Raw genomic sequence first — 12,925 nt, forward strand, 5'->3', positions numbered from 1 at the left:
CTCCGGCAGGTGTGACTTGCCAGGATAAACAGCCCTGGCGAAAATTCTGAGGCGCTATTTTGGTACACATTGCCGGTGTAATCCAGTGAATCAGAGCAATTGACGATGAAACTGCTTCATTCAGCCATCGCGTCACGCTGCCACACCAGCAGGCCGGCGATCAGCAGCGCTACGCCTGCCACATACAGCGCCGGTTCCAGCCGGTGCGTTAACGCGGTGGAGGCAGCCGACAGCAGCGGCCCCACCAACTGCCCTACCGCATAACCGGTGGTAAGCAGCCCGGCGAGATAGCGCGTATGCTGCGGTGCCAGTTCACGCGCGTACTGCAGCGACAACTGCACCACGCAGAGGAAGCCGCCGCCGACCAGTGCGGCCCCCAGCGCCAGCCCGCCCAGTCCGGGCAGCAGATCGGAGGCAAATACGCCCAACGCCTGCACCCACAGCACCAGCGCCAGGCGGCGGTTACTGCTGCCCAGATGACGCGTGAGGATGCCAATCACAATGCCGATCACCGCTGCCCCACCAAATACCGGCCAGACAAACTGGCTGATCAGGCCGGGGAAGCGGGTGGTCGCCATCTGGGCCAGAAAGGTGGCGGGCAGAATGTAACCAAACCCGGCCAGGCTGTAGCTCCACACCAGCCGCTTCAGGCCCGTCGTCAGGCGCAGCGGCTCCGGCGCAATATCCGGGCGATGAAGCTGACCGGTGCGTGGCAGCGTGCGGGCGATCAGCGCCACTAGAATCAGCGCCAGCACGCCGTAAGCGGCCCACGCCCAGGCCGCGGAAACCTGCAGGCTGTGCAGCCCAACGGCCAGCATGCCGCTGATAAAAATCCCGGTGCCGGGGCCGGCAAAAACGGCGGCGCTGAGGCCCGGGCGCTGGTAGCGGTGCAGCTGCTCGTTGCTCCAGGCGGCGATCAGCACCATTCCCCAGCCGCTGGCCCAGCCGATCAGGAAGCGCACCACGCCGTGCAGCCACGGCCCGGAGACGCAGGCCGACAGCAGCGTCAGCAGCACGGCGCCCCAGATGCCGGCCTGTAAGCGCCACTCTACCCGGCGCGTGGCGCGCATGGCGTCAAACGAGCCGCACAAATATCCCAGATAGTTTAAGGCCGCCACCACCGCCGCGCTGGTCAGCGACAGCTGATGTTCGGCTATCATTAATGGCACCTGCGGCGTAAAGGCAAAACGCCCAATCCCCATTGCTACTACCAGCGCCAGAAAGGCGCTAAACGCGACGCGCACAGCCATTTTTACCTCAGATTCTGCTTTTCAGTTGCCACCAGCATGGGGGATGAGTAAACTCACGAAAAGTGAATAATAGTAATCAAGTTACTTACAATAAGAGAATACATGGATCTGACCCAGCTAAAAATGTTCTGTGCCGTGGCCGAAAGCGGATCGGTGGTGCGCGCGGCGGAGCAGCTTCATCGCGTCCCGTCCAACCTCACCACTCGCCTGCGCCAGCTGGAAGAAGAGCTGGGCACCGATCTGTTTATCCGCGAAAAACAGCGCCTACGCCTGTCGCCGATGGGGCATAATTTTCTCTGCTATGCCCAGCGCATTCTGGCGCTGAGCGAGGAAGCGCTCAATATGGCGAAAGGCGGCGAACCAGCGGGTAATTTCGCGCTCGGTTCAATGGAAAGCACCGCCGCCACTCGCCTGCCCACCCTGTTGGCCGAGTTTCATCAGCGCTATCCGGCCGTATCGCTGGCGCTGAGTACCGGCACTTCCGGCGATATTATCGAGCGCGTGCGCGCCGGTACGCTGGCCGCCGCGCTCGTCGACGGTCCAATCAACGTTGATGAGCTGAACAGCTGTAAAGCCTTTCCTGAGCAGATGGTGTTGATCTCAAGCACCGAGCATGCCCTGATAACCCAGCCGGCTGACGCCGCAGGCTGTACATTGTTTGGCTTTCGTCCCAGCTGCTCCTATCGCGTGCGCTTTGAGAACTGGTTCCGCGCCGCCGGGGTACAGCCCGGCAACGTGATGGAGATCCAGTCCTATCATGCCATGCTGGCCTGCGTGGCCAGCGGTGGCGGCCTGGCACTGTTACCCGCCGCCGTGCTGGAGCAGATGCCCGGTCGCGAGCGCGTGCGCCAGCACCCCATCCCCGCTGAATTACGTGATACCGACACCTGGCTGGTGTGGCGTCGCGATGCTTTCACCCCCAACGTGGAAGCGCTGAAGTACCTGATTATTGAACAATTTGACGAGAAGTCCAGCGATTAGCGGCGCTTTTCCTCAACCCTGGTTACGCTTAACTCTCTCCACGACTGACAGGAAAAAAATATATGCAGATGATTAAAACACGCGCCGCCGTAGCCTGGGCCGCCGGTGAGCCGCTGAAGATTGAAGAAGTGGATCTGATGCCGCCGCAAAAAGGCGAAGTGCTGGTGCGCATCGTCGCCACCGGCGTATGCCACACCGATGCCTACACCCTTTCTGGCAAAGATCCGGAAGGCGTGTTCCCGGCGATCCTCGGCCATGAAGGCGGCGGCGTGGTGGAAGCCATCGGTGAAGGCGTGACCAGCGTCGCGGTTGGCGACCACGTTATCCCGCTTTACACTCCGGAATGCGGCAAGTGTAAATTCTGCCTGTCCGGTAAAACTAACCTGTGCCAGGCAATCCGCACCACCCAGGGCAAGGGCCTGATGCCGGACGGCACCACCCGCTTCTTTAAAGACGGCCAGCCGATCTTCCACTATATGGGTACCTCTACCTTCTCTGAGTACACCGTGGTGCCAGAAATCTCGCTGGCGGTGGTCAGTAAAGAAGCGCCGCTGGAAGAAGTGTGCCTGCTGGGCTGTGGGGTGACCACCGGCATGGGCGCGGTGATGAACACCGCGAAAGTGAAGGAAGGCGATACCGTGGCGATCTTCGGCCTGGGCGGCATCGGTCTGTCGGCGATTATCGGCGCTAAAATGGCCAAGGCTGGGCGCATTATTGGCATCGATATCAACACCAGCAAATACGACCTGGCGCGCAAGCTCGGTGCCACTGACCTGATCAACCCGAAAGATTTCGATAAGCCGATTCAGGACGTGATTGTCGAAATGACCGACGGCGGCGTCGACTTCTCCTTTGAATGTATCGGCAACGTCAACGTGATGCGTTCCGCACTGGAGTGCTGCCACAAGGGCTGGGGCGAGTCAGTGATTATCGGCGTGGCCGGTGCAGGCGAAGAGATCGCTACCCGTCCCTTCCAGCTGGTGACCGGACGCGTATGGCGCGGTTCCGCCTTTGGTGGCGTGAAGGGCCGTTCGCAACTGCCGGGCATTGTTGAGCGTTACATGAACGGTGAGTTCCAGCTTAACGACTTCATTACCCACACCATGCCGCTGGAAGAGATTAACGAAGCGTTTGACCTGATGCACGAAGGCAAATCCATTCGCTCTGTGATTCATTTCAACAAGAAATAAGCGAGGAAAGGATGCCATCCACACTGGAGCTTTTAGAAGAACATCGCCTGTTTGGCGGCTGGCAGCAGCGCTATCGCCACCCGTCAACCAGCCTCAACTGCGCGATGACCTTTAGCGTATTCCTGCCTGGCCCAAAAGGCAGTACCCCGCCGCCGGTGGTGTACTTCCTCGCGGGGCTGACCTGCAGCGATGAGAACTTCAGCGTTAAGTCCGGCGCGCAGCGCGTAGCCGCCGAACTGGGGCTGGTGCTGGTGATGCCGGATACCAGCCCGCGCGGCGAAGGCGTTGCCAATGACGAGGGCTATGACCTCGGCCAGGGCGCCGGGTTCTACCTCAATGCCACCGAGGCACCGTGGGCGAGCCATTTTCGCATGTACGACTACATCAACGATGAGCTACCGGCACTGATTTCCGGTAATTTCAACGTCAGCGATCGTCAGGCGATAATGGGGCACTCGATGGGCGGCCACGGCGCGCTGATGATTGCGCTGCGTAATCCGGGGAAATTCAGCTCGGTGTCGGCATTTGCCCCTATCGTCAATCCGCTGGAAGTGCCGTGGGGGCAAAAAGCCTTCCGCGCTTATCTGGGTGATGATGAGACGACGTGGCGTCAATACGACAGCTGCTGGCTGATGCGTAACGGCGGTGCGGTGCTGCCGATGCTGATCGACCAGGGGGACAGCGATCAGTTCCTCGCCGATCAGCTGCGGCCGCAGCGGCTGGAAGAGATTGCGCTGGAGGTGAAGTATCCGTTAACGGTGCGTGAGCAGCCGGGATACGACCACAGCTACTTCTTTATCGCCAGTTTTGTTGAGGATCACCTGCGCTTCCATGCGCAGCATCTGCTGGCATAAAACCGGGCCGACCGAAACAGAGGGTCGGCCCCTACATGATTGCGCCCAGAGGCCGACCTATTTTTTCCGGTCGGCCCATAATCATATTGCGCCCAGAGGCCGACCTTTTTTTCCGGTCGGCCCATAATCACATTGCGCCCAGAGGCCGACCTTTTTTTCCGGTCGGCCCATATTCACATTGCGCCCAGAGGCCGAGCTTTTTTCCGGTCGGCCCATAATCAAAACGCCGGTGATTCAACTAATCCATCAATTAATACCTGCGGGGTGCCCTGCGAACAGCGCTCAATGCGCCCTTTCACGCCGTACACCCGTGCCAGGCTCTGCGGCGTGATCACCTCTTCTGGCAATCCATCCGCTATCAGCTCGCCGTTCTGCAACATCAGCACATGCTCACCGTGGCGCAGCGCGATATTGATATCGTGCACCACTACCACCGTGACGATATTGCGCAGCCGCGTTTCGCGCCGCACCAGATCCATCACGTGGAACTGGTAGTTCAGATCCAGCGCGCTAAGCGGTTCATCCAGCAGCAGCAGCTCCGGGCGGCGGATCAATGACTGCGCCAGGCCCACCAGCTGCTTCTGCCCGCCGGAAAGCTGGTCGAGATAGCTGAGCGCCAGATGAGCGATCCCCAACTGCTCCAGCAGCGCCATCACTTCCGCTTCGCTGGCAGCACTGCTCCGCCCGCCGCTGGCGCGCTGCGCCACGATAATCGACTCCAGCACGTGCAGATGCACCCCGGCGGGCAGCGACTGCGGCAGGTAGACCACGCGGCTGGCGCGGCGGGCAAACGGCAGCGCCATCAGCTCTTCACCATTGAGCCACAGCTCACCTGAGGCGCGGTTAAGCCCCGCCAGCGAGCGCAGCAGCGTCGATTTACCGCAGCCATTCGGCCCCAGCAGTACGGTGATTTTGCCGCGTGGCAGCATGGGCACATTGAGGTCGCTGATAATCTGGCGCTTCGGATAACCGGCGTTAAAGCCGCTGATTTTTAACCCCTGCATCAGACACTCCCTCGGTGGCGCAGAATAATACTCAGGAAGAACGGCACGCCCACCAGCGAGGTCACAATGCCCACTGGAATGATCACACCGGGGATCAAATTCTTCGACACCACCGAGGCCATCGACAGCACCAGCGCCCCGGTCAGCGCACTGGCAGGCAGATAGAAGCGGTGATCTTCGCCAAACAGCATACGGGCGATATGCGGTGCCACCAGGCCGATAAAGCCAATGGGCCCGACGAACGCCACCGCCAGCGCGGAGATAATGCTGATGCGCAGCAGCGTCGCGAGGCGCAGGCGGCGCACGTCGATGCCAAAGCTGACGGCGCGATCTTCGCCAAGGCGCAGCGCGGTCAGTTTCCAGCTGCTGAGCAGCGAAAACGGCACCAGCACCAGCAGCGCGATGCACAGCACGCCCAGTTTATCCCACGACGCGCGCGCCAGGCTGCCCATGGTCCAGAATACCAGCCCCTGCAGGGTGTCTTCGCTGGCGATAAACTGCATCATCGACACCAGCGCGTTGAAGGTGAACACCAGCGCAATGCCGAACAGCACCACGCCGGAGGTTGCCACCTGCGTCCAGCGCGTTACCGCATCCAGCATCAGCGCGGCAAACAGCGCAAAGACAAACGCATTGGCGGAGATAAACCACTGATCGGGAATGCCCGGAATACCGATGCCCAGCACAATCGCCAGCGCGGCGCCAAACGCGGCGGCGGAGGAGACGCCAAGGGTAAACGGACTGGCCAGCGGGTTATTCAGGATGGTTTGCATCTCAGCCCCGGCGAGGCCCAGCCCCAGCCCAACCACCACCGCCATCAGCGCATAGGGCAGGCGAATATCCCAAACGATCACCCGGGTGCCGGCATCAACCGTTTCCGGCGACAGCAGCGTTTGCCACAGCGTGGAGAGCGACAGGCCCGAAGGGCCAAGGGTAAAGTCCAGCACCAGCGAGGCGACAATCGCCAGCAGCAGAATCGCCATCATCAGCAGGCGGTGGCGCAGCAGCTGATGGTAGCGCCCCATCACGCCTTCAGGAGGCTGCGCGGCAGAGGTCGCCAGCGGTTCGTGGGTTACACTCATTTGAATCCCTGTTTTTCTGTTCAGGTGCAATAAAATAGAGCAAATGATAATACGTATCAGTAATATTTGTAATCCCAGATTTCAGAATAAAAAAAGGCGCGGAGAGCCCGCGCCTGAGTAAACTTTCCGCCCGATTTATTTCTCGAATTTCGGGAATTCCATCTCGCTGTACTTCACGAAACGCGTTTTGCGCGTCAGCTTGAAGCCGAACCAGATAATCAGGAACAGCGGGATACCGATGTAGGTTGCCGCCACGCCGCCCCAGTCGATGGTGTCGGACAGGAATGCCTGGTAGTTCTGGCCGAGGGTAATAATCAGGCACAGCACGAAGGCGAAGATCGGCCCCAGCGGGAAGAAGCCGGAGCGGTAAGGCAGATCGGCCAGATCGTGCCCCTGCGCCACATAACCGCGGCGGAAGCGGTAGTGGCTGATAGCAATCCCGAGCCAGGCGATAAAGCCGGTCATGCCCGAGGTATTCAGCAGCCACAGGTAGACGGTCTGATTACCAAACATGGAGGTCAGGAAGCACAGGCCCGCGACCACGGTGGTGGCATACAGCGCATTACGCGGCACGCCGCCTTTCGACAGCCTGGCGAAAATGCGCGGCGCTTTGCCTTCAGACGCCAGGGTGTAGAGCATACGCGTGGAGGCGTACATGCCGGAGTTGCCCGCCGACAGTACCGCCGTCAGGATCACCGCATTCATCACCGCCGCAGCCGACAGCAGGCCTGCGTGCTGGAACACCAGGGTGAACGGGCTGACGCTGATGTCTTTCACATCGTTGCGCAGCAGGCTCGGGTCGGTGTACGGGATGATCAGGCTGATCACCAGAATGGCCAACACATAGAATAGGAGGATACGCCAGAACACCTGGCGCACCGCGCGCGGAATGTTCTTCGCCGGATCTTCCGATTCCCCGGCGGCGATGCCGATAAGCTCGGTGCCCTGGAAGGAGAAGCCGACAATCATCGCCACGCCGATCATGGCGGCAAACCCACCGGAGAATGGCGCATCGCCAATCTGCCAGTTGTGCCAACCCGCGCTCTCACCGCCGCGCAGAATGCCGACGATCATCGCCACACCGACAATAATAAAGATGATCACGGTGGCGACCTTGATCAGCGAGAACCAGTATTCCGCTTCGCCGAAGCCTTTCACCGAGATGTAGTTAAGCAGGAAGATCAGGCAGAGGAACAGCGCGCTCCAGATCCAGCCAGGGGTATCCGGGAACCACCAGGTCATCACCAGCTGTGAGGCGACGAGGTCAACGGCGATGGTCACCGCCCAGTTGTACCAGTAGTTCCAGCCCAGCGCGAAGCCGAAGCCCTCTTCGACGTATTTTGCGCCGTAGGTAGAAAATGAGCCTGAGACCGGCATAAACGCCGCCAGCTCACCGAGGCTGGTCATCAGGAAGTAAACCATCAGGCCGATCAGCGCGTATGAGAGTAGCGCCCCGCCCGGGCCAGCCTGCGAAATGGTCGCACCAGAGGCGACAAACAGACCGGTACCAATTGAACCGCCAATGGCGATCATCGTTAAATGACGAGCTTTAAGCTCACGCCTTAACCCAGGCGGTTGTGTTGTTTTTGTGTCATGATCCATGTTTTAACGCTGCGCCTTGCAAAAAATGAGGCGCGATTATAGCAACATGGGCATCCCGGTATAGCGATAACGCCACGTTATAAGTTAGCTTCATGATCGGCGGCGGATTATTAGCGCGGGTACGTCAGGTGTAAACCCTCAGCACGGGGCGAGCGAAAAAATGGTCGCCCCCTGCGGGGGATCGTCGGCCCGGTTACTCGGTGCAGTAACTCAGGAAACGGCTCAGCGCTTTCGAAATATGCTTCTGGCGGTGGTGAATGCGGTACAGCGTGCGCTTGAGCGCGGGCAGCGGTATCGACACTTCCACCAGCGTTCCCATCTCCAGCTGCTCGGCAATCACCCGCCGCGACAGGCAGCTGATCCCCATGCCGTGGCGCACCGCATTTTTAATCGCCTCCGAATTGCCCAGCTCCAGCGCCAGCTCAAACTGCGGCAGGTGCGACAGCAGCAGATAATCGACAATCTCACGCGTGCCGGAACCGTGCTCACGCAGGATCCATGGCGCAGCCGCCAGGCTTTTCAGTGAGACCGGCTGGCTGAGGATCGCGGCACCCGGTGCGGCAAACACCACCAGCTCATCTTCCAGCCACGGCTCGGTGATCAGCTCGGCCATATGGCACGGCCCCTCAATTAAGCCAATATCGACGCGAAAATCCGCCACGGCGGTGATCACATCCTGACTGTTGCCGACGCTCATCTCCAGCGGCAGCGCCGGGAAATCGCGGCGATAGTTAGCGATCATCCCCGGCAGTAGATAGTTGCCAATGGTGCTACTGGCCGACACGCGCAGCGCGCCGTTATCTTCGCGAAACAGCTGCTCGATTTCCAGCGCCTGCTCCAGCAATCCGACCGCGCGCGGATACAGCAGGCGGCCATGCTCGTTAATGACCAGCCGTTTACCGACGCGGTCAAACAGCTGCACGCTGAGCTGCCCCTCCAGATCGGCGAGGGCGGCGCTGACGGCCGACTGCGACAGCGCCAGCACCTGAGATGCCTGGGTGGTCGATCCGCTTTTCAGCACCTCGGTAAAAACTTCCAGCTGGCGCAGCGTGATATGCATAGTCGTTCCTTACTGTTATTGCGGCGCATCGGGCCTCGATCAGACGATGACGCGTTAACACTTATAGTGGTTAATTATAAATATATAATCAATTTCTCTTTTATACCAGCCCCCCTCATTATGTGGATATTGCATAAGGAGAAGAGATCATGGCTGAACTGAATATTACTCATCATCATCCGCGTCCAACGCGTTTTGCTCCCGGCGTATTGCTGGCGCTGGTTATTGCCGCTGCGGCGATCTGGCTGGGCAACCAACCGCATATCGCCGCGCTGGGCCTGGGATCGTTAACGCTGGCGATTATCGGCGGGATCGTGGTCGGTAATAGCGTCTATCCGCGCATTGCCGTGCGCTGTGACAGCGGGGTCGTGCTGGCCAAACAGCGCCTGCTGCGCGCCGGTATCGTGCTGTATGGTTTTCGCTTAACTCTGCAACAGCTTACTGATGTCGGCATTAGCGGTGTGATTATCGATGCGCTGACGCTCAGCTCCACCTTCGTGCTTGCCTGCTGGCTGGGGCAGCGCGTGCTGGGGCTGGACCGTGATACCAGCTGGCTGATCGGCGCGGGTAGCAGCATCTGCGGCGCCGCGGCGGTACTGGCGACCGAGCCGGTGGTGAAAGCGGACCCGGCCAAAGTCGCGGTCGCCATTGCGACGGTAGTGATTTTCGGCACGCTGGCAATCTTTATCTATCCGCTGATGTGGCCGCTGGTGAGCCACTGGCTGCCGCAGGTCAGCGCCAGTGAATTCGGCGTCTATACCGGTTCCACCATGCATGAAGTGGCGCAGGTAGTGGCCGCCGGTCACGCGATTGGCCCGGATGCGGAGAACTCAGCGGTCATCGCCAAGCTGCTGCGCGTGATGATGCTTGCGCCGTTCCTGGTGCTGCTGGCAGCGCGGGTGCGCCGCAGTGACAGCAGCAAAAGCAGCGGACCGATTACCTTCCCGTGGTTCGCGCTGATGTTCATTGTGGTCACGCTGTTTAACTCGCTGCATCTGCTGCCGCCGGTGGTGATTAGTTATATCAATCAGCTGGATAACATCTTACTGGCAACGGCGATGGCGGCGCTTGGCCTGACCACCCATGCTGGCTCACTGAAAAAGGCGGGCCTGAAACCGCTGCTGCTCGGACTGATGCTGTTTGTCTGGCTGATTGTCGGTGGCGGTGCGATCAATCTGGCGGTCGCGCATTTGATGGCATAATTCCTGCCGTTTTCCGGTTATGATGATGCGCCTGCATTGCGCAGAATCATTAACAGGAGAACGGCATGAAATATATCGGTGCCCACGTCAGCGCGGCTGGCGGTGTGGATCAGGCGGTACAACGCGCATATGAACTGGAAGCGACTGCTTTCGCGCTCTTTACCAAAAACCAGCGCCAGTGGCGCGCGTCTCCGCTGACTGATGAAGTGATTTCCGCCTTTCGCCTCGCCTGTGAAAAGTATCACTACACGCCCGGGCAGATCCTGCCGCACGACAGCTACCTGATTAACCTCGGCCACCCGGTGAGTGAAGCGCTGGAGAAGTCGCGCGAAGCTTTCCATGATGAAGTAACGCGCTGCATGCAGCTCGGCCTGACGCTGCTGAACTTCCATCCCGGCAGCCATCTGCATCAGATTAGCGAAGAGGATTGCCTGAAGCGTATCGCCGAGTCGATCAATATCGTGCTGGATAAAACCGAAGGGGTGACGGCGGTGATCGAAAACACCGCCGGTCAGGGCAGCAATCTTGGCTTCCGCTTTGAACATCTGGCCGCGATTATCGACGGCGTTGAGGATAAATCCCGCGTCGGCGTCTGCATTGATACCTGCCATGCATTTGCCGGGGGCTACGATCTGCGCACGGAAGAAGAGTGCGTGAAAACCTTTGCCGAGTTTGAGCGTATCGTTGGCTTCCAGTATCTGCGCGGGATGCACCTTAATGATGCCAAGAGCGAGTTTAACAGCCGCGTCGACCGTCACCACAGTCTTGGCGAAGGCAACATTGGTAAAACGGTGTTTAGCTGGCTAATGAAGGATGCGCGTTTTGACGGGATCCCGATGATTCTGGAAACCGTTAACCCGGATATCTGGAAAGATGAGATTGCGTGGCTGAAGTCGGAACAGCGTTAAAAAAGTAGGGGTCAGGCATGCCTGACCCCTTTTGATAACCTGTTACCAGGGCGAGGCATGCAGGGCGAGGCATGCCTCGCCCCTACGGTGATAAGATTACACTTTCAGTGCTTCTGCTTCCGGGCGCTTCAGCACCGCGTAAGCCAGGCCAGCAATGAGCGTACCGACGATAATCGCCCCCAGGTAGCCCAGCACCGGGGTGATAGCGCCAGGGATCAGCAGTACAAACAGACCGCCGTGTGGCGCCATCAGTTTGGCACCAATCGCCATCGACATCGCACCCGTTACCGCACCACCGATGATGCAGCAAGGCAGGACGCGCATCGGGTCACGCGCCGCAAACGGAATCGCACCTTCAGAAATAAAGCACAGTCCCAGTACCAGCGCCGCTTTGCCGCCTTCCTGCTGACCCTTGTTGAACTTCTTACGCGCAACCAGCGTCGCCAGGCCCATCGCCAGCGGTGGCACCATACCGGCGGCCATAATCGCTGCCATAGGCGCGTAGGTTTGTGAGCTTAACAGCCCAACGCCGAACGCGTAGGCCACTTTGTTCACCGGGCCGCCCATATCAGTACACATCATGCCGCCGAGAATCGCCCCCAGTACGACCGCGTTGGCGGTACCCAGGTTCGCCAGCCAGGCGGTCAGACCGGACATAATGCCGGCAACCGGTGTGCCCACGACGTAGATCATCAGCAGACCGGTGATCAGGCTGGCAACCAGCGGAATGATCAGGATCGGCTTCAGCGCTTCCATACTGGTCGGCAGTTTCACCTTCGAGCTGAGGAACTTCGCGGCATAGCCGGCAATGAAACCGGCGATAATCCCACCAAGGAAGCCGGCGTTAATGCTGGTGGCAATCATCCCGCCAATCAGCCCCGGGGTCAGACCCGGACGGTCGGCAATCGAGAAGGCAATAAAACCTGCCAGCACCGGCACCATCAGGGCGAAGGCACTGCCACCCCCGATCTGCATCAGCGCCGCAGCCAGCGTACCCTGCTCTTTAAACGCGGTGATACCAAAGGCAAACGACAGCGCGATGCTCAGACCCCCTGCGACCACCATCGGCAGCATGTAAGAGACGCCGGTCAGCAGATGACGATAAGCCCCCGCTTTCTCTTTCTTATCTTCGGTAGCGGAAGAGTGGCCGCCCTGCGGCTGATATGGCTTGGCTTCCGCCACGGCCTTATCCAGTTCCTGCGCGGTTTTCTTCAGCGCAAGTCCGGTAGAGGTGCGGTACATCGGCTTGCCGGCAAACTTCGCCAGATCCACTTCAATATCCGCCGCGACGATCACCAGGTCGGCCTCTGCCACTTCTTCCGCAGTGATTGCGTTACCCGCGCCCACTGAACCACGGGTTTCCACCTTCACCCACCAGCCGCGCTTTTTCGCTTCGGTGTCGATGGCTTCCGCCGCCATAAAGGTGTGCGCCACGCCGGTCGGGCAAGCAGTGACGGCCACGATGCGTTTTGGCCCTTTGCTGGCGGCCGCAGCCGGTGCCGGTGCCGCGCTCACCGCTGGCGCAGTGTACGGCTGGGCGTCAGTCTGCGCTTTCGCCAGCACTTGTGCAGGTTCGCGCATCAGCTGCTCGATATCCGCCAGATAGATGGCTTTACCGTTCAGCGTGCTGTCCGCTGGAATATTTTTACCTGCAACAATGACCTGGTCCGCCTCTGCCGGATTATCCGTCAGCGTCAGACCGGCTTTTGCAGCAGCCGCAGTGGTGATATTTTTTGCCAGATAGCCCGTTGCCAGTCCCAGCGAAGAATCGATTATCAGCAGCGTTTTCATT

11 protein-coding genes are annotated in these 12,925 nt (G+C 59.7%); 5 read left to right on the forward strand and 6 right to left on the reverse strand.

Annotation, left to right across the window (positions count from 1 at the left end; translation table 11 throughout):
* Positions 1–116: 116 nt before the first annotated feature.
* The gene (locus QLG07_RS07840; RefSeq protein WP_062818167.1) at positions 117–1,250 is read right to left on the reverse strand and encodes a YbfB/YjiJ family MFS transporter; all 1,134 of its coding nucleotides are present in this window, start codon (positions 1,248–1,250) and stop codon (positions 117–119) included.
* 102 nt (positions 1,251–1,352) lie between these two features.
* On the opposite strand from QLG07_RS07840, the gene QLG07_RS07845 reads away from it, so the two are divergent.
* The 3 genes from QLG07_RS07845 (at position 1,353) to fghA (ending at position 4,275) form a co-directional block, all read left to right on the forward strand.
* On the forward strand, positions 1,353–2,231 hold the full coding sequence (locus QLG07_RS07845) for a LysR family transcriptional regulator (RefSeq protein WP_133623250.1): 879 nt from the start codon (positions 1,353–1,355) through the stop codon (positions 2,229–2,231).
* A gap of 62 nt (positions 2,232–2,293) precedes the next feature.
* Positions 2,294–3,421, forward strand: a complete 1,128-nt coding sequence (locus QLG07_RS07850) for an S-(hydroxymethyl)glutathione dehydrogenase/class III alcohol dehydrogenase (RefSeq protein WP_048915527.1) — start codon at positions 2,294–2,296, stop codon at positions 3,419–3,421.
* An 11-nt stretch (positions 3,422–3,432) separates the two neighbouring features.
* Positions 3,433–4,275 (forward strand): S-formylglutathione hydrolase, encoded by an 843-nt coding sequence (fghA, locus tag QLG07_RS07855; protein WP_048915526.1) that lies wholly within the window; start codon positions 3,433–3,435, stop codon positions 4,273–4,275.
* A 218-nt stretch (positions 4,276–4,493) separates the two neighbouring features.
* Here fghA and QLG07_RS07860 read toward each other — a convergent pair whose 3' ends face one another.
* The 4 genes from QLG07_RS07860 to yieE all read right to left on the reverse strand — a co-directional run bounded on the left by QLG07_RS07860 (position 4,494) and on the right by yieE (position 9,023).
* Entirely contained in the window at positions 4,494–5,279 is a 786-nt protein-coding gene (locus tag QLG07_RS07860; RefSeq protein WP_048915525.1) for an ABC transporter ATP-binding protein, read from the reverse strand.
* Positions 5,279–6,361, reverse strand: a complete 1,083-nt coding sequence (locus tag QLG07_RS07865) for an iron ABC transporter permease (protein ID WP_133623249.1) — start codon at positions 6,359–6,361, stop codon at positions 5,279–5,281. Before QLG07_RS07865 ends, QLG07_RS07860 begins: the two co-directional genes overlap by 1 nt.
* Before the next feature lie 135 nt (positions 6,362–6,496).
* The gene (locus QLG07_RS07870; protein ID WP_133623248.1) at positions 6,497–7,963 is read right to left on the reverse strand and encodes an amino acid permease; all 1,467 of its coding nucleotides are present in this window, start codon (positions 7,961–7,963) and stop codon (positions 6,497–6,499) included.
* 193 nt (positions 7,964–8,156) lie between these two features.
* Positions 8,157–9,023 carry a DNA-binding transcriptional regulator YeiE gene (gene yieE, locus QLG07_RS07875; RefSeq protein WP_048915520.1) on the reverse strand — a complete coding sequence of 289 codons (867 nt, stop codon included), beginning with the start codon at positions 9,021–9,023 and terminating at the stop codon, positions 8,157–8,159.
* 149 nt (positions 9,024–9,172) lie between these two features.
* Between yieE and QLG07_RS07880 the strand changes: the two genes are divergently transcribed.
* Positions 9,173–10,225 (forward strand): YeiH family putative sulfate export transporter, encoded by a 1,053-nt coding sequence (locus QLG07_RS07880; RefSeq protein WP_133623247.1) that lies wholly within the window; start codon positions 9,173–9,175, stop codon positions 10,223–10,225.
* 65 nt (positions 10,226–10,290) lie between these two features.
* On the forward strand, positions 10,291–11,133 hold the full coding sequence (nfo, locus tag QLG07_RS07885) for a deoxyribonuclease IV (protein ID WP_282468950.1): 843 nt from the start codon (positions 10,291–10,293) through the stop codon (positions 11,131–11,133).
* A gap of 96 nt (positions 11,134–11,229) precedes the next feature.
* Here nfo and fruA read toward each other — a convergent pair whose 3' ends face one another.
* Positions 11,230–12,924 carry a PTS fructose transporter subunit IIBC gene (gene fruA, locus QLG07_RS07890; protein ID WP_048915517.1) on the reverse strand — a complete coding sequence of 565 codons (1,695 nt, stop codon included), beginning with the start codon at positions 12,922–12,924 and terminating at the stop codon, positions 11,230–11,232.
* Between the last annotated feature and the right edge of the window lies 1 nt (position 12,925).

Source organism: Erwinia sp. V90_4 (genome assembly GCF_029967685.1).
In the GTDB taxonomy this organism is placed as follows: Bacteria; Pseudomonadota; Gammaproteobacteria; order Enterobacterales; family Enterobacteriaceae; genus Erwinia; species Erwinia aphidicola.